23 protein-coding genes are annotated in these 18,737 nt (G+C 43.3%); 21 read left to right on the top strand and 2 right to left on the bottom strand.

Annotated features, from left to right (window positions below; genetic code table 11):
• Positions 1-316: 316 nt before the first annotated feature.
• The 12 genes from AB1S55_RS00115 (at position 317) to AB1S55_RS00060 (ending at position 10,306) form a co-directional block, all read left to right on the top strand.
• Positions 317-940: a suppressor of fused domain protein gene (locus AB1S55_RS00115; RefSeq protein WP_370979738.1), complete on the top strand. Its 624-nt coding sequence runs from the start codon at positions 317-319 to the stop codon at positions 938-940.
• A 130-nt stretch (positions 941-1,070) separates the two neighbouring features.
• Positions 1,071-1,520, top strand: a complete 450-nt coding sequence (locus AB1S55_RS00110; protein ID WP_370979736.1) for a hypothetical protein — start codon at positions 1,071-1,073, stop codon at positions 1,518-1,520.
• A 514-nt stretch (positions 1,521-2,034) separates the two neighbouring features.
• A complete protein-coding gene (locus tag AB1S55_RS00105) occupies positions 2,035-2,391 on the top strand; it encodes a hypothetical protein (protein ID WP_370979735.1) in 357 nt (118 codons plus the stop codon).
• A 1,501-nt stretch (positions 2,392-3,892) separates the two neighbouring features.
• Positions 3,893-4,252, top strand: coding sequence for a hypothetical protein (locus tag AB1S55_RS00100; RefSeq protein ID WP_370979734.1), 360 nt, complete (start codon positions 3,893-3,895; stop codon positions 4,250-4,252).
• A 511-nt stretch (positions 4,253-4,763) separates the two neighbouring features.
• Positions 4,764-5,000, top strand: a complete 237-nt coding sequence (locus AB1S55_RS00095; RefSeq protein ID WP_370979733.1) for a hypothetical protein — start codon at positions 4,764-4,766, stop codon at positions 4,998-5,000.
• A gap of 131 nt (positions 5,001-5,131) precedes the next feature.
• A complete protein-coding gene (locus AB1S55_RS00090) occupies positions 5,132-5,458 on the top strand; it encodes an Imm50 family immunity protein (RefSeq protein WP_370979732.1) in 327 nt (108 codons plus the stop codon).
• A gap of 265 nt (positions 5,459-5,723) precedes the next feature.
• Positions 5,724-6,251, top strand: a complete 528-nt coding sequence (locus AB1S55_RS00085; protein ID WP_370979731.1) for a DUF4145 domain-containing protein — start codon at positions 5,724-5,726, stop codon at positions 6,249-6,251.
• A 1,449-nt stretch (positions 6,252-7,700) separates the two neighbouring features.
• Positions 7,701-8,426: an HNH endonuclease gene (locus AB1S55_RS00080; protein ID WP_370979729.1), complete on the top strand. Its 726-nt coding sequence runs from the start codon at positions 7,701-7,703 to the stop codon at positions 8,424-8,426.
• Between the two features lie 157 nt (positions 8,427-8,583).
• Positions 8,584-9,048, top strand: coding sequence for a hypothetical protein (locus AB1S55_RS00075; RefSeq protein ID WP_370979728.1), 465 nt, complete (start codon positions 8,584-8,586; stop codon positions 9,046-9,048).
• Positions 9,045-9,338, top strand: a complete 294-nt coding sequence (locus AB1S55_RS00070) for a hypothetical protein (RefSeq protein WP_370979727.1) — start codon at positions 9,045-9,047, stop codon at positions 9,336-9,338. The genes AB1S55_RS00075 and AB1S55_RS00070 overlap by 4 nt, the downstream gene beginning before the upstream one ends.
• 121 nt (positions 9,339-9,459) lie before the next feature.
• Positions 9,460-9,852 (top strand): hypothetical protein, encoded by a 393-nt coding sequence (locus AB1S55_RS00065; protein WP_370979726.1) that lies wholly within the window; start codon positions 9,460-9,462, stop codon positions 9,850-9,852.
• A 145-nt stretch (positions 9,853-9,997) separates the two neighbouring features.
• Positions 9,998-10,306: a hypothetical protein gene (locus AB1S55_RS00060; RefSeq protein ID WP_370979725.1), complete on the top strand. Its 309-nt coding sequence runs from the start codon at positions 9,998-10,000 to the stop codon at positions 10,304-10,306.
• Between the two features lie 441 nt (positions 10,307-10,747).
• On the opposite strand, the gene AB1S55_RS00055 is transcribed toward AB1S55_RS00060, so the two are convergent.
• Both AB1S55_RS00055 and AB1S55_RS00050 read right to left on the bottom strand, forming a co-directional pair.
• The gene (locus AB1S55_RS00055; RefSeq protein ID WP_370979724.1) at positions 10,748-11,002 is read right to left on the bottom strand and encodes a hypothetical protein; all 255 of its coding nucleotides are present in this window, start codon (positions 11,000-11,002) and stop codon (positions 10,748-10,750) included.
• A 304-nt stretch (positions 11,003-11,306) separates the two neighbouring features.
• Entirely contained in the window at positions 11,307-11,441 is a 135-nt protein-coding gene (locus AB1S55_RS00050; RefSeq protein ID WP_370979723.1) for a hypothetical protein, read from the bottom strand.
• A gap of 611 nt (positions 11,442-12,052) precedes the next feature.
• Here AB1S55_RS00050 and AB1S55_RS00045 point away from each other — a divergent pair.
• The 9 genes from AB1S55_RS00045 (at position 12,053) to AB1S55_RS00005 (ending at position 18,432) form a co-directional block, all read left to right on the top strand.
• Positions 12,053-12,352, top strand: coding sequence for a hypothetical protein (locus AB1S55_RS00045; RefSeq protein ID WP_370979722.1), 300 nt, complete (start codon positions 12,053-12,055; stop codon positions 12,350-12,352).
• Between the two features lie 664 nt (positions 12,353-13,016).
• Complete coding sequence (locus tag AB1S55_RS00040; protein ID WP_370979721.1) at positions 13,017-13,322, top strand: hypothetical protein; 306 nt, start codon at positions 13,017-13,019, stop codon at positions 13,320-13,322.
• Between the two features lie 108 nt (positions 13,323-13,430).
• On the top strand, positions 13,431-13,952 hold the full coding sequence (locus AB1S55_RS00035) for a hypothetical protein (protein WP_370979720.1): 522 nt from the start codon (positions 13,431-13,433) through the stop codon (positions 13,950-13,952).
• Between the two features lie 24 nt (positions 13,953-13,976).
• Entirely contained in the window at positions 13,977-14,465 is a 489-nt protein-coding gene (locus AB1S55_RS00030) for a hypothetical protein (protein WP_370979719.1), read from the top strand.
• 108 nt (positions 14,466-14,573) lie between these two features.
• Positions 14,574-14,999 (top strand): hypothetical protein, encoded by a 426-nt coding sequence (locus AB1S55_RS00025; RefSeq protein ID WP_370979718.1) that lies wholly within the window; start codon positions 14,574-14,576, stop codon positions 14,997-14,999.
• A gap of 647 nt (positions 15,000-15,646) precedes the next feature.
• Positions 15,647-16,039 (top strand): hypothetical protein, encoded by a 393-nt coding sequence (locus AB1S55_RS00020; protein WP_370979717.1) that lies wholly within the window; start codon positions 15,647-15,649, stop codon positions 16,037-16,039.
• A 1,014-nt stretch (positions 16,040-17,053) separates the two neighbouring features.
• Positions 17,054-17,389 carry an Imm8 family immunity protein gene (locus AB1S55_RS00015; RefSeq protein ID WP_370979716.1) on the top strand — a complete coding sequence of 112 codons (336 nt, stop codon included), beginning with the start codon at positions 17,054-17,056 and terminating at the stop codon, positions 17,387-17,389.
• Between the two features lie 157 nt (positions 17,390-17,546).
• Complete coding sequence (locus AB1S55_RS00010; protein WP_370979715.1) at positions 17,547-17,915, top strand: type II secretion system protein GspG; 369 nt, start codon at positions 17,547-17,549, stop codon at positions 17,913-17,915.
• A 130-nt stretch (positions 17,916-18,045) separates the two neighbouring features.
• Positions 18,046-18,432, top strand: coding sequence for a hypothetical protein (locus AB1S55_RS00005; protein ID WP_370979714.1), 387 nt, complete (start codon positions 18,046-18,048; stop codon positions 18,430-18,432).
• Positions 18,433-18,737: the final 305 nt, after the last annotated feature.

Genomic DNA, 18,737 nt, shown 5'->3' with positions numbered 1-18,737 from the left:
AAAATTGGGTTTTTACATTTTTAGTATTCTTGTACATGCTAAATCTGGCGGATAGCTTCCTGGCAAATAAAAAAATTGTTATGCCGTATGGCGCAATAGAACCCGAAAGGAACATTTACCTTAGAAGGTTGATGTTTGTATTTTCATTGGTAATGATGGCTGTGTTTTCTATAATCTAAAATCACATAACAAAGTTATCAACCACCGCCAGCAAGCTGGCTGGACCTCCACTGCGTCGTTTAAAGTGTGCTTTAATAGCACACTTTAAACAACTCCGTTCCGGCCGGTTATAACGGCGTTATGCGAAGGAGAGAGAATGAGTTTCCTTGAAGAGTCATGGGAAGAACGAGAAGAGAAGTCATACAAGGAAATATTTGTTGATACTGGACCTGGAATCTTTCCGTTATCAAATGAAATCTTTGATCGAATGAATGCAAAAGGGGTGGATCCTCGCTGGCTTACTCATGGTGTTTTTAAATGCCCACCAACTAGCGATAGAAAAACGTGGGCTTATGTAACTTCAGGTATGTCTAATCCTTGGGAGTCAGAAGATCCGGAAGAATACTCTGGTCTTGGCGTAGAGTTTCTAATGGAAACGGAAAACGAAGAGGGCTGGGCTATTGAGATTCTTCAAACGCTAATGGCATATAACTTATTATTGGCAGCAGGGAAAATGGGCGATTTCCCTCCACTCGATTATGGGCATCGAGTGCCTTTGGCCTTGTCTGAATCTATAAAAACTATGATGTTTATCCATCCTGTTAATTTCACCGACCATTTTTCTATTAAATCAGGACGGATTGATTTATTGCAGGTAGTGGGAATTACACCCGCGGAGTTGGAAGTAGCAAAGCAAACATCATCGGAAGAAATCAAACAAAAATTAGTTAGCATTACTGGCGGGCTAGTTACATCGAAAGAGCGAGCAAGTGTTGCGTAAATCGCATAACAAGTTTGTCCATTTGACGTTTTGGTCTACGCTCTGTTTTGGGGTGGCTTCGCCACTTTACCCCAAAACTCCACTACAACCAAAACGCAAATGACAAAGGCGTTATGCATCCAGAGGAAATATGAAACAAATTGCCATTTTACTAATACGGCTACTGTCTATTTACCTCATCTATCAGGCAATCACATCAGTTACCTCTATACTCGCCATCCCGCAGTCATGGGGATCGAAAACCGAGCTTCTACTCCCTGCTCTTGCTTGGATTGTGATTCCTTTATTAGCGGGTGTTCTTCTTTGGTGGCTTAGCCCAAAGCTAGCCAACTCTGCACTTTCTCAAACAGATGAAACTCGCAATATCACGGAAGACGGCGTCGTAAGATCAGGTACTTTTTTGATTGGCCTTTTCATTTTAATTAAATCAATTAGCCTACTCGTTGGCCGCTGGTCAGCTCAGTCAGTTGTTGATTACGGTTCCTTGGTTGCTGTCATTCTTTCCTTACTGCTCTTGTGCGGCTCAGGCGTCATTGCAAAAGCCTATAAGGTAATGCGTACTTGGGGGCAAAATGCATAACAAAGTTATCAACCACCGCCAGCAAGCTGGCTGGACCTCCACTGCGTCGTTTAAAGTGTGCTTTAATAGCACACTTTAAACAACTCCGTTCCGGCCGGTTATAACGGCGTTGTGGGGCGGTCGATAATTCTTTTTTTAGTCAGTAATGTGCGTTCTTTTAATGCTTTCTACTTTCGTAGTTACACGGTGTTTAAATAAGTATTAAATTTCTATCTCGGCAGTGTATTTCTGGTGCCGCCTTTATTATCGCGTGGTGCCCGCATTGGCTCAGTAGCGGTGGTGTGCCACTAAGGTAGTGCATTTATTCTTCGGCTTCGGTAATCTTTCACTATTAAATTAACCGTGGGCTGCGCTTACGCTTCGCCAAGGTGCTAGTAGCTGGTCTTTCCTGCCGCTAGCCCCCAACAAGGCAATCAGCTGGACTCCGCATTGCGTGGTTCGCTTTCAACTCACATTACCACGCAAAGCTCCACCAGCTATTGCGGTGTTATGCCTCTCCTGCTACGGAAAACTTATGAAAACGACGAACAAAATCAGCGTAATCGCGCTTCTAGTTCTAATTACGACTCCATTTTACGTAAATGCTGAGGTTTCACTTTCTGACCTCGACACAGATGCAGAACTTATTGGCTGGTATGTGGCGTGTAAGTCAGTCTCATACAACAATGAAGAAATGACCGACATTGGAATATTCTTTGACGGGAAATTTAACGAAAAAGTGTCACAGATTAGCTCTTACCCTGTAAACCACCAAAAATACATAAAGTCATCGGCGATGACCACTAGTGGCGAGTTGATAAAAAAGCGATTCATTGTCGCCTCTTGTAAAGATCTGTATAAGAACCTATCTACTATTCAGAATATGAAATAGACCTGCATAACAAAGGCATCAAAGTTCGCCAGCAAGCTGGCTGGACCTCCACTGCGTCGCTCAAAGTGTGCTTAAATAGCACACTTTAACCAACTCCGTTCCGGCCCCTTATGCCGGCGTTGTGGGGCGGTCGATAATTCTTTTTTCAGTCAGTAATGTGCGTTCTTTTAATGCCTTCTACTTTCGTAGTTACACGGCATTTAACTAAGTATTAAATTTCTATCTCGGTAGTGTATTTCTGGTGCCGCTTTAACTATCGCGTTATGCCCGCATTGGCTCAGTAGCGGTGGTATGCCACTAAGGTAGTGCATTTATTCTTCGGCTTCGGTAATCTTTCACTATTAAATTAACCGTGGGCTGCGCTTACGCTTCGCCAAGGTGCTAGTAGCTGGTTTTTCCTGCCGCTAGCCCCCAACAAGGCAGTCAGCTGGACTCCGCATTGCGTGGTTCGCTTTCAGCTCACTTTACCACGCAAAGCTCCACCAGCTATTGCGGTGTTAGGCACTCCCAATGACATCATATCTAAAAATCGAATGCTTTATTGGTGAACCTACCAAGATGTATGTGAATGCATCTAATGGACAATTCTCAGGCTCATCGGAAGACTATATTAATATTGAGGGCTTACGTACACTTGGCACATCTCTAACGAATTTTCCAAGTTCTGTAGATTCTTGTGTAGAGTATTTCTCATCACCCTCTACCCCCGAAGAATCGAGTCTTACGCTACGGTTCTACTGCCTAGATAGCTCTGGGCATTGCTGCGTAAAAATAGGCGTGCGTAACGATCAAAGTAGATTTCAGTATGTTAATTCAGTTTCTTTTACCTTGCACTTCGATTTAGCTAACCTAGATAGATTTACCAATACTCTTAAACAGACCAACGGTTCTGACTCCATCACATTGATACTAAAGGGTAAGTCGTAGCTCACATGCCTAACAAGGCCATCAACCGGAGCTCCACTGCGTCGCTTAATATGTGCTTTAATAGCACATATTAACCAACTCCGTTCCGCCCGGTTATGGCGGCGTTATGAGCATCAGAACCCGCTCCGAAATTAGAAAATCAGAAAATGAATATCAGTAAGAATCACGTATATTGGTACCTAATACTGATCATCGTCGTATGTAGTGAGCTTGCGCTTCTAACCACTCGAAATCTTACACCGTACTTCATGACTCTCTCTGCAGTCTTCGTCATCGCTTCGCTTTTAGTAATTTATGGGCTTGTATTTGGTCGCACGATTCACATGGGTGGGTTTTCCGTAGCCCCCAACCAAATTGGTCTAAGGGTATTTAGCCTGTCAGTTGCAATCCTCTATCTAGTGCTTAACACTATTTTTCTACTTACATCATAACGTCGCCACTCATAACAAAGGCATCAAAGTTCGCCAGCAAGCTGGCTGGACCTCCACTGCGTCGCTTAATATGTGCTTTAATAGCACATATTAATCAACTCCATTCCGGCCCCTTATGCCGGCGTTAGGTGTAATACAAGAGCATGGCAGAAATAGCAGTAGATTATAAATATCCAGAAGAGCTTGATTTTTTCGAGAAAGGTTTTGGCTTATCTGAAGAAAACGATCCTGATGAAGGGTTGTTTTCCTATATCTATATTTACGATGATGGAAGTCAGCTTATTGTTACTCATTCACCTTTTGGTAGCGTATCTTTTAGCGCCAAACTGATTTCCAAAGGCATTGTGGTATTTAATATTTATCATGAGTATGTGACGGAGATTTCATTTCAAGCATGGAGTGAGGAGAAGGTGATTCGTATTTATTGTAATGCTAAAGAAATAGATACCGAGTTTAGAGTTTATTATTCTCCAAATCCGAGAATATATGTCGCAAACACCTAACAATCACATCAAGGCTCGCCGCTTTGCGGCTGGACCTCCACTGCGTTGTTTGTTTTGGTGTTTCACGCTACGCTACACCAAAAAAACAACTACGTTCCGGCCCCTTATGTGGGGCGTTGTGGGGCGGTCGATAATTCTTTTTTTAGTCAGTAATGTGCGTTCTTTTAATGCCTTCTATTTTCGTAGTTACACGGTATTTAACTAAGCATTAAATTGCTATCTCGGCAGTGTTATTCTGATGCCATCTTCACTATCGCGTGATGCCCGCATTTGCGTTATGGCGGTGGTATGCCACTAAGTGAGTGCATTTATTCTTAGGCTTCGGTAATCTTTCACTATTAAATTAACCGTGGGCTGCGCTTTCGCTTCGCCAAGGTGCTAGTAGCTGGTTTTTCCTGCCGCTAGCCCCCAACAAGGCAATCAGCTGGACTCCGCATTGCGTGGTTCGCTTGCAGCTCACTTTACCACGCAAAGCTCCACCAGCTATTGCGGTGTTAAATGCTCGTAAATTATGAAGCACGAATTATGGAAAGAAAGTGAAGATGAGCAGACCTTTTGTCTGGCTGGTCCTCACGGAGATGGAGCGCGACACCTACTTGAACCAGCTGCGAAACTAATATGGACCTGTGAAGCTTCATCGTACTATGAGGCCATGATGAAGTATTATGAGTATATGGGATGGGGTGTTTATAAAAGCGACTACCCCGAAGAAGATAAAAAAACATATTCTGAGCTAGGTTGGGAGTAAGTGCATTTAACAAGCGCTTCCAGCATGACGCCAAAACCTACGCGCTTTTGTGTCACTCGCTGCGCTCAAACATTAACACAAAAACACTACGGCTTCGGCGCAGCTGAAGCGGGCGTTATGCATCACTGACCATGTGCCAATTTAAAAAAGAGATAAAAGAACTGTTTGGGTACTGGCCCAAGTTTTGTGACGGAAGAATTACCGACTATCAAAATACTGGCGATAATCTCAACTTACAAATCGACTACATAGATTCAGATCAAGACATTCGGGCAGTGATAACGATCACATTCATCGGTATTACAAATCAGGAGCTTTCTACTTACGAGCCTAATTCAGTAGTTGATGAGCTTTCTATCACCCCGGGTAGTAAGTACAAGGTTCAAATTGACTCGTGTTTTGGTCTCAGTGGCATTTTCAACTGTCAAAGTATTCAGGTAAATCACGTCAATGCATAACAATGCCTTCAACCCGCGCCAGCAAGCTGGCTGGACGTCCACTGCGTTGTTTCTTTTGTGCTATTCAGCTACGCTGGCACAAAATTAACAACTACGTTCCCGCCGGTTAAGGCAGGCGTTACGTACTAGGAGTATTAAATTGAGAGAAGAGCATGTTTTAACTAATGGAAGCTCGATAACTTTTGATTGTCCGATATGCCGAGTGCGATCCCTTTGTGATATTCACTACATGAGCATACAAGTTCATATGTCTACTGGAGCGCATATGCTTTTATGCAGGGCTTGTAATAGAGGCTCTATATGGATGCAATTCGACAGGGTGGATAATACAAATTACAAGTTGAGACTGGTTGAGCCACTTCAGCCATCAGCACCAGAAGCTTTGGCAGATATGCCCGAGGATGTAAGAAAAGATTATGATGAGGCAAGAAGCATTGCTCTTTACTCGCCAAGAGCTTCAGCTGCTTTGCTTAGATTAGCCCTGCAAAAACTCTGCAAGCATCTTGGAGAACCTGGAGAGCATATTGATACCGATATACGCTCTCTTGCCAAGAGGCCTGAATTTGGTGAGCGGCTAATTCGTGCAGCAGATACATTAAGGATTGTGGGTAATAACGCAGTACATCCCGGAAAAATGGATGAGCAAGATATTGATAATATCTGTAACGGACTATTTGACCTTCTAAATCTAATTGTGCAATCCGGTATAACTCAGCCAAATCAATGGGATACGATGTACGAATTATTACCAGAAGGTGCTCGTGAGGCTGCTGAAAAAAAAGACGGGCGATGAGCGTACGTAACAAAGCAATCAACCGGACTCCGCATTGCGTGGTTCGCTTCACTCACTTTACCACGCAATACTCCGCTCGGTTATTGCGGCGTTATACACCCTTGGAGATGTCATCTGAGCAAACGAAGAACGAAAAGGAAAGGGCACTCTAAAGACTTCCTCGCTAGACGCAAAAACTCCGATAATGAAGGTGGGTTTTATCTTTCACGCCTCTATTATTTAATTTGGTTAGCACCTGGTAGCATTGGCGCTCTTATACTCGCATGGTGCGGCTATTCATTTGGGAGCCCATTCCCATATGCACTACCTATCGGCATCGGACTTGTAATTTTTACTTACCTATTCTTCTTGATTACCGATAAGACTAAGTGGGTAAAAGGTAAAAAGCACTACGGTACATTTCGTGACGGCTCGGACGGTGCTGGCGGTTCTAGCTAGTGTGTATAACAAAGCAATCAAGCGCGACCTCCACTGCGTCGCTCAATTTGTGCTTTAATAGCACAAATTAACCAACTCCGTTCCGGCCGCTTATTGCGGCGTTATGTGTACGCACCTATGAAGCTCATTGCTACGATTCTGGTTTCACTAGCTTTAACTTCTTGCAGTATTCCGATTGATTTTTACTTGTTTAACAACACTAAAAATTCGATCTCCTTAACTATAAAGGGAGAAAGCTACAAACTCTTCCGATATAAAATCTCACGCATTAAGGCCGTAGAGTCTGCCAGCTTTACGATACGCACCCTAGATTACTCCTGGAGTTACGATATCAATGATGTTCCTTTAACGGATGTAGCGTGGCATGGCTGGGGGCCGTTTTCTCACCGTGTTTTCTATGTCCAACTTAAGTCTGACGGTTCCATTTGGGCAACAACCGAGGATCCGCTGGTAACTCGTTCTCCTCAACCAAAAGGATTTCCGATTAGGCCAAGCACATAACAAGCCGCTCAAGGTTAAGCAGCTAAAGCTGCTTGGGACCTCCACTGCGCTGGCCGTTTTTGTGCTTTAATAGCACAAAACCAACCATCACAGTTCCGGCCCCTTAGCGGGGCGTTGTGGGGCGGTCGATAACTCTTTTTTAGTCAGTGATGTGCGTTCTTTTAATGCCTTCTACTTTCGTAGTTACACGGCATGTAACTAAGTACTAAATTGCTATCTCGGCAGTACTGTTCTGGTGCCATCTTCACTATCGCGTTATGCCCGCATTTGCGTTATAGCGGTGGTGTGCCACTAAGTGAGTGCATTTATTCTTAGGCTTCGGTAATCTTTCACTATTAAATTAACCGTGGGCTGCGCTTACGCTTCGCCAAGGTGCTAGTAGCTGGACTTTCCTGCCGCTAGCCCCCAACAAGGCAATCAGCTGGACTCCGCATTGCGTGGTTCGCTTTCAGCTCACATTACCACGCAAAGCTCCACCAGCTATTGCGGTGTTAGACGAAGGGAGAGACTGTGCCAAATAAGATAACAGGAACACAAATATCAGAGGCATATTTAAAAGGGAAATTGGTTTTTGAGGAGCGCTTAGCTTTATCTGATGCTATCAATGACTTGGTGTCGAATGGAGCAATGAATAAGAGTTCTGCGACTGACTACGTCCGGAATTTTTTACAGATGATGAAAGGCATGGAATATCAACGAACCTTGAACTTCAATGCAACAGAGTATTTTTTGTCGTCCATTTACAAAGACTATGGTGAAAAGTATCTAACTTTAGCGCTAAGCTCAGTTCAAAAGCATTTGGATTATTACGAGGGTATCGGTAAATCTACGCAAAAATCTATTAGAGACTTGGTTGAGGGTTACTGGGCCAAAGGTATAGTAGGGGAATCGATTGAAGAACATCTAAATAATTTCTCAGAGCAGGTGAAAAGATCTTTAAGTGACGACTCAAAAAAACGTAGTGTGAGATTGAGCTCCGCGAATAAAATTCCTACAAGCATTACTGTTCAAACTACGGTTTACCGAAGAAACCCTGACGTAGTTGCAGAAGCTTTGTGTCGCGCTGCGGGATCGTGCGAGCGCTGTCATAAACCTGCTCCATTTTTACGTGCAAAAGATGGCACGCCGTACCTTGAGGTTCATCATAAAATACAGCTATCCCGTGGCGGTGAAGATACAATCGAAAACGCCATCGCATTGTGCCCAAATTGTCACAGAGAATTGCATTTTGGGTAAGGTGTCGTCTAACAAGTTGCTCCACCTGACACATGCTGCTACGCTCGTTTTTGTGTGTGTCGCTGGCGCTCCATTTTCACACAAAAACGCTCTCCGCAGCATGTGCAGGTGAGCAAGGCGTTAGAGCTAAATCGAGTAATTCACACGGAATGTATATATGGAACAATTTAGAACAGTTGAGGATTTAAGGGAATATATTAGTAAGCTTGGCCCTTTCTATGCTCGACCTACTGAGGCCGGAGCACACCCAACGCTTTATAAAAATAGCAACGATGCCTCTATCATTAGTGGCGTGAGAAAGCGAGATTACCTTTTTTCGCAAGATGAACGCTGGGTTTTGCCGCATCCTCAAATGGGCCTTTCATTTTCGGCACACTGGCGGCACTTAAAGCGCATCTATAGAATGAAGAAAAAGGTGACTAAAGGCCTTCCTATTAATGTGTTTTGGGTAATTGAAAAAGCAGATATACCAAATGGGTTGGAATTTTCACCAGACCCAAAAGATAAGAAGCACTATCTGCTTGTGGTTACTGAAAGAATGAGAGTTGAAGACTTGGTAAGTAAATTAACTTGGGTAGCTGATAGAATGTCAGTAATTAAAGAGGCTCAAGACGCACTATGATCGAATATAAATACCCAGAAGAGCGCGAAATTCTTATTCATTACGCTGAAAAAATGAAAAATGAATCAGCACTTAATATTCTTCAAAAAGGCATAGTTTTAAATCGAAATCAGGCTTTGGAACTTTCCCAGTTTTACTGGAAAATGCTAGATATTGCTGCTGAAGATAAAGGTGCGGGCTTTCCGTTACTGGAAAAAGAAGGTATCGAGCAATGGATGGAGTATATATTTCACTCATTGAATGGATATTTAGTTAGTAATGGCTATGAAGAAGAATGGGATCAAGAGTGAGCTCTAACAAAGCGTTGCATTTGACGTCCTACACTACGTTTTGTTTGTGCTGGAAAACATTAGCACAAACAAAACTCCATTACGGCCGCAACTGAACGCGGCGTTAGCTGCCCCCATCCTTATGAATCGAAAAACCTTTCTAAAGTACTTTTTAGGATCTCTCGGAGCCAGAGATATTAGATGGGATAAAATAACAGACGAATCTATATCTGGTACCGTACTCTACGAACTTGATGACCCAGAAGAGGTACAAGATTTTATTTGGCATGAAACAGAATCAAATACCCCGCCAAAGGCGGTCTACGACCTAACTCGTACCATCTACAAATCAAAGCTTCTTGATATCGACAAGCTTACGGTTACACGCGATGAACTTTACAGGTATTACTGCAAAGAAATTAGCAGAATTAGTCAAAGAAAGGACTTCAATTATGCGCTGGAATCATTACTATCCATTGAAATCCCAATGGTCGATGATGGTATAGAAACGGACATCTACTTCATACACGAGTAACGCAGCTAACAAAGCCTTCAACCCTCGCCATCAAGCTGGCTGGACGTCCACTGCGTTGTTTCTTTTGTGCTATTCAGCTACGCTGGCACAAAATTAACAACTACGTTTCCGCCGGTTAAGGCGGGCGTTAGGTGAATAAATAAGTATGAGCTTCGACGAAACGAAAGCGGAAGAAATGATCGGGAAGTACATACTGGTTGGGGTCACTAGACTAGACTCCGACGAACAAGTACTAAGCACCGAGGAGATACACGGTAAAGTTCAGCGTGTTTCTGAGGAAGATGGAATCATTATCTTGCAGCCGGATGGAAGTGAATTTGGACTTCCCCCTCTCCTTGACTATTACCAAGAAGCAGATGAAGGTGTTTACTCGCTGAAATCCAGCGATGAAAAAATCACCAACCCAGATTACTTGGCTACATTCAATGTAACCGCGACCGAAGATGACGATTAATCACCTAACAAGCAAAGGCAGCATCGCCCTTCGGGCTGGACGCGCTAACGCGCGCCGCTGCTTTGGGCGTTAGTTTGCTAAGAGATTTATTAGGGAAAGTGGTTACAGGTTTTACTGCATGTGTTACTAAAGTCGCCAAGCACAGGAAGTGTTTTTCAATGTCTGATATTTGTCAGTATTCAAACTTCTATATATTGCAGTGACTTTAAATCTTAACTTCTTTTGTGTTTGTTGTTAGTGTGGCATTTATCATTGTTGTTGTTTGTTATTCATAAAGAGGCAAGGCGGTTTCACCGCATGTCTGTCGCATAACTAACAAGCAATTCAACAGGACAAAAAACAGTTGGTTTTGCTCCTGCGTCGCTATTTTAACCAACTATTTTTTGCCTGTTAATTGGGCGTTATGCGCCGTACGAATAGAGTAAGGCGCACAATTGAATTTTAAGAGAATGAAAGTTGGACTTTAGGGGAGGAGGACAGAGAATTTAGTACATCCATCTCTAGTCCATCAGTTGGTAGAAGCATCCACTGGGGCTTCCCAAAGGTTTGGGGGTAGCCTATGCCGTCTTTTTCGTGCCATCTGCAGGCAAGGAAGAATTTACTTTTGTCTCCCTCCCAATACCCTTTGGCAATTGCAAAGCTACCTTTGTTGTAAACAATTTCTACTACTTCAAACTTACTTGTGCTTTCGATCATGATATTTCCTCATAACAACTTTAGTTATCTTCGGTTAGCATTGGCGTCTAGTAACCACTTTGTTACTCTGACCAATGCCGAGGAAAATATAGCAGGGGTACAAGCAGATTCCAAACCGCATAACAAGGCCATCAACCACCGCCCGAAAGCGGGCTGGACGCTCACTGCGTCGCTTAAAGTGTGCTTTAATAGCACACTTTAACCAACTCCGTTCCCGCCGGTTATGGCGGCGTTGTACGTCACGCGATATTTTTCGACGCGCCCGCAAAGATTAAATCACTGCCTCTAAGCAACACCAATCGTACTACTTTCCCGTAAAGTCTTGGCTTTCAAAGTCCGCATTATCTTCAAATTCACTTAAGGTAGCTTCAGCTTTATCCCTTTGTTCAACTAGCTCGCAGCGTGCGCTGGCAAGTGCAATACTGGCGGTTAAGTCCACATGGCTTCGTGCCAACCAAAGCTTGGTAGGGTGCGCTGAAGCGCATGTAGGTACAAAGGGGCACGCAGTTGGCTACATTGTGCAGGCGGGTAGGGTGTTTTCGGTTTAAACGTACAACAAAGCAATCAAGCGGACTTCCACTGCGTAGGCCAATTTGTGCTTTAATAGCACAAATTAACCAACTCCGTTCCGTCCGCTTATTGCGGCGTTGTGGGGCGGTCGATAATTCTTTTTTTTAGTCAGTAATGTGCGTTCTTTTAATGTCTTCTACTTTCGTAGTTACACGGCACTTAACTAAGTATTAAATTGCTATCTCGGTAGTACTGTTCTGGTGCCATCTTCACTATCGCGTGATGCCCGCATTGGCTCAGTAGCGGTGGTGTGCCACTAAGGTAGTGCATTTATTCTTAGGCTTCGGTAATCTTTCACTGTTAAATTAACCGTGGGCTGCGCTTGCGCTTCGCCAAGGTGCTAGTAGCTGGTCTTTCCTGCCGCTAGCCCCCAACAAGGCAATCAGCTGGACTCCGCATTGCGTGGTTCGCTTTCAGCTCACATTACCACGCAAAGCTCCACCAGCTATTGCGGTGTTATAAGTCAATGGAGATTCAAAAATGTCTAAATATGCAGTTCTATTTTTAGTTTTTTTTGCTTCCTTTTCGGTAGCTGAGACAATTAGCAAAGCGGGGAAAGTAAACAAGATTAGATCGGTATCGTCTAGTCATCCAAGTGTTGATCAATACGTTTCTGTATTTACTTTAATTCCAACACAGACTTCCTGCAAGTGGATTAAATTGGCTCCAAATAGCGATGCATATTTATCAACTCTCCTGTTTGCTAAAGCACAAAATTTGGATGTTTTGGTTTGGTACGATGATGAGTCTTGTCAAACTATCACGATTGAAGTTAAGTAACTTATAACAAAAAGTTCAACCTGACCTCCGCTGCGTCGCTTGTTTTTACGGTTTCACGCTACGCTACCGTAAAAACAACCAACTCCGCTCCAGCAGGTTAACTTGGCGTTATGCATCTATGAGATTTCTCGCCTTTTTAATAATGACTTTCGGTTTATGGCAAGCTAGCCATGCATGTTCTGTTGTCTTACAGAAACACCAGAAAAGCATTAAGTCAAATATAAAGTGGCAGTTTCAAAACGCGGATTACATCGGTTTCGTCACGGTTCTTGATGTCGAAAAGAAAGATGATGAATCACGAGCAACTTTAAAGCCGATTCGAACTTTCAAGGGCTCCGCTAGTACACTTACGACCGATTGGTATTCTGAAGCATATGGCTGCTCGTACATATTTGAAAAGGGAAACTCTTATATCGTATATGCAGCTAAACACGAGAGTAATTGGTCTGTATCAGCCTTTGGGCCATCTACTAATCTTTCCAACATCTCTCTCGATCACCTTCGCTTCGTTAGCAAGTATGGAGAGTAATGCATAACAAACGCATCAAAGTTCGCGGCATTCGCCGCTGGACCTCCACTGCGTCGTTTAAAGTGTGCTTTAATAGCACACTTTAAACAACTCCGTTCCGGCCCCTTATGCGGGCGTTAACTGTCAGCAAGAATCATGGATATATTGATAAAAATTGGAGTTTTGATAATTAGTCTTTTAGCAATTGGTGCACTGGCTGCCTTGCTAGCAGCTATAATCCGCTTAGTTTACAGAAGCGGTATTTTCAATGTTGGCGCAACCAATAAAAGTATTAATCGTAATTTTACTAAGGCATTCTTCGTTCAAGATGCACTAACACAAAAAGATGAAGTTTCGACCAAGTCTACAGCATGGCGTGCTGTCATCTCATTTATAATCATGCTCAGCATGGGGCTAGTGGTTTTTCTCTACTTGGTGCCTCAAATGGGCATCAACAGTTAACAAGGCCATCAACCGGAGCTCCACTGCGTCGATTAATATGTGCTTTAATAGCACATATTAATCAACTCCGTTCCGCCCAGTTATGGCGGCGTTAACACTCAATTCAGTATGAACAGAACTTTTCTTCTAATCGTATTACTACCTCTACTATCCTTTGCAGAAAACGAAGGAAGCCGAAAGCTCATTGGCATATGGGAGGGTAGCAGTAACCCCGCAGGAGGAATTTTCTTCTACGATCAACTAGTGATAAATGAAGATCTATCAGGAGTGTATATCTGCGGTAGTCACGATGCTGTTGATAACCAGTTTATAGGCGGTACTTTCAGCTCGCATGAACTTAAAGATCGCGGCGGGTATTATGAGGTCTCTTTTCAGGGCAACCCTAACACCAAACTGGTCTTTTCATACCACTTGTCGTCCAACAGCCTGCAAGGCTGGCTATTCATTACTGATCCAAAATCTGGCTTCACTTTCTCACCGTTTCTAAAAGAGCTATATAAAACAGACGGAGAGGGGCGTGCCGATGCAATCCTTGCGGTCAACGAGCGTGTTAACAAATTGCTCAAGGGGGACTCCAGTTTGCGTGGTTCGCCTTCGGCTCACTCTACCACGCAAACTTCCGCCCCTTAGCAAGGCGTTAACAGGCACCTACGAATGAAATTCAAATTCTTCGCACTGTTTGTCTTACTCACAATGAAGGCCTACTCGGAGGATTCGTTTGTATTTCCAGAGGAACACTCGTGGAGTGCTGTAACGCTTGGGACTAGCGGGTCACCTTCGACCTTCAAAGGCACTGTTTCACTTTCGGGAATACTAATTTCTCAGAATATTAGCCACCCTGAAGGTGACTATATACGAATTACCTTTCAGCCCGATTCCGCAATAGAAGAAACCTTTCCAGTATATGTAGATTCATATGCACCTAAGGTACTTTCCATTTTTAATAATCAAGATATTTCCGATCTATTAGAGCTAGCCCCGGATAATGGTGCTAACGCTCAAGCTCGCGCCACCCTCGACATTAGTGGGTTTGATGTATTGATTGACTGTAACAACGTAATCTATGCCATCAACGCTACTGTTTTACAGTCAGGAGTGCCATCGCAGGCCTCACTTCAGGATCGTTCTCCGGCCGGCTGTTAACAAAGCCATCAACTGGACGCTCACTGCGTCGATTAATATGTGCTTAAATAGCACATATTAATCAACTCCGTTCCCGCTCAGTTATGGCGGCGTTAGCTATTTAATATTATGAAAACATTCAATCTTAGATTTAAACTAAAAGAAGACACAGTAATAGTTGAAAACGATGGGTTTTCGGTTTGGGCATACCTCTTAAATAGAGACGAAACTGGTATTGAAAAAGATACTTTTATTTGTAGCCCTATTTCTCCTGACTCAGTTTTGGATAGAAAATACATTGAAGAGGGTAACCCACCAAAAATAACCGAAGAGTATGCAACGGAGAGTGCAAAAATCGACGATATATCCCGTAAAGATATTTACGTTAAAACTACAGGGGAAGGGGATTTCTGTATTTTGGTTAAACGGGAAGCTTTTGCAGCAATTTATAAAGATGAAGAGCGTGGTTATTCTAAGGCTATTTTAAAGAGTGGTGGCTTTGGTAACCCTTGGTGTTCAAACTTATACGAGAAAACTTTTGAACCCAAAAGCTAACAAGACGTTCAAATTCGCTCCGGCGCAAGCGCCTGCGCCGGACACAAATTGCTGTGGTTCGCTTCGCTCACAATACCACAGCAATTTGTGCCGTTTAACTTAGCGTTATGTGTATCCAAGATTCTGAAAATGTACCTATTTTTAATAGTATTAATTTTGATTGTCACTATCCTGGTATGCATACCTATCTGGGTTATGTTTATAACCGAAAGTGAAAATAAGAATGATTACTGGAGTCCTAGAGTTGGACGTCAGTCCAGAATCATATTTATTGTTTTTTCTGTCTTGGCATATATTTTGGCTGGGGTGTTTTTGGGGCGGTCAAGTATCGAAAATTGGGTTTTTACATTTTTAGTATTCTTGTACATGCTAAATCTGGCGGATAGCTTCCTGGCAAATAAAAAAATTGTTATGCCGTATGGCGCAATAGAACCCGAAAGGAACATTTACCTTAGAAGGTTGATGTTTGTATTTTCATTGGTAATGATGGCTGTGTTTTCTATAATCTAAAATCACATAACAAAGTTATCAACCACCGCCAGCAAGCTGGCTGGACCTCCACTGCGTCGTTTAAAGTGTGCTTTAATAGCACACTTTAAACAACTCCGTTCCGGCCGGTTATAACGGCGTTAGCTGCCCCCATCCTTATGAATCGAAAAACCTTTCTAAAGCACTTTTTAGGGTCTCTCGGAGCAAGAGATATTAGATGGGATAGAGAAACAAACGAAAGCATATCTGGTACCGTACTTTACGAACTTGATGACACGGAAGAGGTACAAGATTTCATTTGGCATGAAACAGAATCAAATACACCGCCAAAGGCGGTCTACGACCTAACTCGTACCATCTACAAATCAAAGCTTCTTGATAACGACAAGCTTACGGTCCCCCGCGATGAACTTTACAGGTCTTACTGCAAAGAAATTGGCAGAATTAGTCAAAGAAAGGACTTCGATTCTGCGCTGGAATCATTACTATCCATTGAAATCCCAATGGTCGATGACGGTATAGAAACGGATATCTACTTCATTCACGAGTAACGCAGCTAACAAAGCCTTCAACCCTCGCCAGCAAGCTGGCTGGACGTCCACTGCGTTGTTTCTTTTGTGCTATTCAGCTACGCTGGCACAAAATCAACAACTACGTTCCCGCCGGTTAAGGCAGGCGTTATACCTAAATACAAAAACGATTGATGAAATGAAGAAGATCATTCTTGGAGCGCTAGCCTCAATAGTCGGAATAGCCTTCTATTATGTAACCTACATGATCTTCGCTGACTCTTGGTTCCCATATTACTATGAGCAGTATATTCCTACGGTATTTCTCACCGGGCTGATCTCATTAATACTTCTCCCCGTAGCTCTATCGTTCGTTCGCACTTCAAATTTAGGCAAGCTTGGGTATTATCGTTCTGTAACGTGGTTTAATCTCGCAGTTGTAGCCATGTGCCTTTTAACATTCGCCTATATGCTTTCAAACGGCGTCTTATTAAGCTCACCTGGGGTATATCAAGTCACTCCGTAGTTGGCACGGTATAACAAAGCCATCAAAGTTCGCCAGCAAGCTGGCTGGACCTCCACTGCGTTGTTTAATATGCGCTTTCACGCTACGCTAGCGCATATTAATCAACTCCGTTCCGGCCCCTTATGGCGGCGTTGTGGGGCGGTCGATAATTCTTTTTTTAGTCAGTAATGTGCGTTCTTTTAATGCCTTCTACTTTCGTAGTTACACGGTATTCAACTAAGTATTAAATTACTATCTAGGCAGTGTATTTCTGGTGCCGCCTTCATTATCGCGTGGTGCCCGCATTGGCTCAGTAGCGGTGGTGTGCCACTAAGTGAGTGCATTTATTCTTCGGCTTCGGTAATCTTTCACTATTAAATTAACCGTGGGCTGCGCTTTCGCTTCGCCAAGGTGCTGGTAGCTAGTCTTTCCTGCCGCTAGCCCCCAACAAGGCAATCAGCTGGACTCCGCATTGCGTGGTTCGCTTTCAGCTCACTTTACCACGCAAAGCTCCACCAGCTATTGCGGTGTTATGCGTTCAGAGAGATCGGATGAAACCAATCATTCTTAGCTACGATTGCAGCGATCATGACCCGATCGATGAATGGGTTCCTGATGATGTATTTGATGTCGATTTCTGGATTAACTTCACCATTGGTCTTGACGAGAAAGGCGGTGACAATTTTCAAGCTCGTGTCGTAACTCCAAATAATTTGCATGGTAAGAATTCAGAAAAACATGCGATTATTCTAGTTGAGTATTCTTGGGTGGAAGTTATTGCGGCTGTAGAAGCAATGCTTGAGCAATGTCAGGGTATAAGTTGGATTGGTATTAGTGAAGAATTATCTCAACTTATGTACTGGGAGTATGATAATTATCAACCATAAAAAGGGGCTTAGTCGTGTCATCGCATAACAAGGTTATCAACCTTCGCCCGCTAGCGGGCTGGACCTCCACTGCGTTGCTTCGTTTGTGGTTTAACGCTACGCTACCACAAACAAATCAACTACGTTTCGGCCGGTTATAACGGCGTTATGAGACCACATGAAAAAGACAGTCTTACTCATTCTAGCAGCGATAATTTTCGTTTTTGGCTTAGCTACTCTTTTCGCCCCAAAGATTTTATGCTGCGACAAGCCTGAATATGTTTATCGTGTTAAGTCAGACTTACATACAATATCGACTGCACTAGAAATGTTTAAGAGTGCTCACGGGCACTATCCTATACGTTTAACAGATCTCGTTGGAGAAGGTGGCTATTTAGACCTTTTTCCATTAGACCCGTGGGGTAACTCCTATATATACAAAGTGTCTACGTCTGATGGTGGTGGCTATGAGCTAATTAGTTTAGGTAAGGATCAATTAAATGGCGGGGAAAGCGAGAACCGGGATCTTTCCCTCCCCAGCTCATAACAATGCCTTCAACCACCGCCAGCAAGCTGGCTGGACGTTCACTGCGTTGTTTCTTTTGTGCTATTCAGCTACGCTGGCACAAAATTAACAACTACGTTCCCGCCGGTTAAGGCAGGCGTTATGAGACCTCATGAATAATCTTACCAAATCAATACTTATATATACGGCGATAGTCTTTTCATCTTTGACCACTTCTCTTTACGTGGTTGGTCTACTTTGGAATGAGTATGGAGTGAAGGCTACGAAAGTAATTCTTTCAACGGCGCCAAATGGTAGTGCCGGGGATATCGCCATGGATATAAAATGGGAATTGTTAATGCTGGATAAGCTTGATGATAAGAACTATAGCGCCCTCTATACGGGTCACTGTCTAAAGCTAAAAGGTCTTTTAAGAAATGTAGATCCTACACTTTCTGACGAACCTGAGCATGCACAGCATCTTGCTTCATTACAGTCCAAAGCTATGTCTCGACTAGAGCATTTGTCTGCGGCAGGGGTGTGCGGAACCGGTTCATAACAAGCCGCTCAAGGCTCAGCAGCTAAAGCTGCTTGGACCTCCGCTGCGTCGCTCGTTTTGTGCTTTAATAGCACAAAACAACCAACGCAACTCCGGCCCCTTAGCGGGGCGTTATTTGGCTACAACTAGGAAAGAAGAAAGATAATGCTATTTTGGGCTGCAATTTTCGCATTCGGAATACCACTATTAATATTTATCGTTCAGACCCTCAAATCGAAGAGTAAAGACGACGATCGCTTAAAGGCTATACGTAACCGCCTTAACGAAATAGAACAAAATAAGCTTACAACTAGCATCAGCTCTAA

Origin of the sequence: Agaribacterium sp. ZY112 (assembly GCF_041346925.1) — a bacterium.
GTDB lineage: Bacteria > Pseudomonadota > Gammaproteobacteria > Pseudomonadales > Cellvibrionaceae > Agaribacterium.
The sequence above is the reverse complement of the archived record's forward strand: the minus strand, read 5'-3'. Positions and strand labels throughout refer to the sequence as shown.

Excerpts from the sequence above, each read along its gene's own strand:
- AB1S55_RS00115 (WP_370979738.1), top strand. The coding sequence starts at position 317 with ATGAGTTTCCTTGAAGAGTCATGGGAAGAACGAGAAGAGAAGTCATAC.
- AB1S55_RS00110 (WP_370979736.1), top strand. The coding sequence starts at position 1,071 with ATGAAACAAATTGCCATTTTACTAATACGGCTACTGTCTATTTACCTC.
- AB1S55_RS00105 (WP_370979735.1), top strand. The coding sequence starts at position 2,035 with ATGAAAACGACGAACAAAATCAGCGTAATCGCGCTTCTAGTTCTAATT.
- AB1S55_RS00100 (WP_370979734.1), top strand. The coding sequence starts at position 3,893 with ATGGCAGAAATAGCAGTAGATTATAAATATCCAGAAGAGCTTGATTTT.
- AB1S55_RS00095 (WP_370979733.1), top strand. The coding sequence starts at position 4,764 with ATGAAGCACGAATTATGGAAAGAAAGTGAAGATGAGCAGACCTTTTGT.
- AB1S55_RS00090 (WP_370979732.1), top strand. The coding sequence starts at position 5,132 with ATGTGCCAATTTAAAAAAGAGATAAAAGAACTGTTTGGGTACTGGCCC.
- AB1S55_RS00085 (WP_370979731.1), top strand. The coding sequence starts at position 5,724 with ATGCTTTTATGCAGGGCTTGTAATAGAGGCTCTATATGGATGCAATTC.
- AB1S55_RS00075 (WP_370979728.1), top strand. The coding sequence starts at position 8,584 with ATGGAACAATTTAGAACAGTTGAGGATTTAAGGGAATATATTAGTAAG.
- AB1S55_RS00070 (WP_370979727.1), top strand. The coding sequence starts at position 9,045 with ATGATCGAATATAAATACCCAGAAGAGCGCGAAATTCTTATTCATTAC.
- AB1S55_RS00065 (WP_370979726.1), top strand. The coding sequence starts at position 9,460 with ATGAATCGAAAAACCTTTCTAAAGTACTTTTTAGGATCTCTCGGAGCC.
- AB1S55_RS00060 (WP_370979725.1), top strand. The coding sequence starts at position 9,998 with ATGAGCTTCGACGAAACGAAAGCGGAAGAAATGATCGGGAAGTACATA.
- AB1S55_RS00055 (WP_370979724.1), bottom strand. The coding sequence starts at position 11,002 with ATGATCGAAAGCACAAGTAAGTTTGAAGTAGTAGAAATTGTTTACAAC.
- AB1S55_RS00045 (WP_370979722.1), top strand. The coding sequence starts at position 12,053 with ATGTCTAAATATGCAGTTCTATTTTTAGTTTTTTTTGCTTCCTTTTCG.
- AB1S55_RS00040 (WP_370979721.1), top strand. The coding sequence starts at position 13,017 with ATGGATATATTGATAAAAATTGGAGTTTTGATAATTAGTCTTTTAGCA.
- AB1S55_RS00035 (WP_370979720.1), top strand. The coding sequence starts at position 13,431 with ATGAACAGAACTTTTCTTCTAATCGTATTACTACCTCTACTATCCTTT.
- AB1S55_RS00030 (WP_370979719.1), top strand. The coding sequence starts at position 13,977 with ATGAAATTCAAATTCTTCGCACTGTTTGTCTTACTCACAATGAAGGCC.
- AB1S55_RS00025 (WP_370979718.1), top strand. The coding sequence starts at position 14,574 with ATGAAAACATTCAATCTTAGATTTAAACTAAAAGAAGACACAGTAATA.
- AB1S55_RS00020 (WP_370979717.1), top strand. The coding sequence starts at position 15,647 with ATGAATCGAAAAACCTTTCTAAAGCACTTTTTAGGGTCTCTCGGAGCA.
- AB1S55_RS00015 (WP_370979716.1), top strand. The coding sequence starts at position 17,054 with ATGAAACCAATCATTCTTAGCTACGATTGCAGCGATCATGACCCGATC.
- AB1S55_RS00010 (WP_370979715.1), top strand. The coding sequence starts at position 17,547 with ATGAAAAAGACAGTCTTACTCATTCTAGCAGCGATAATTTTCGTTTTT.
- AB1S55_RS00005 (WP_370979714.1), top strand. The coding sequence starts at position 18,046 with ATGAATAATCTTACCAAATCAATACTTATATATACGGCGATAGTCTTT.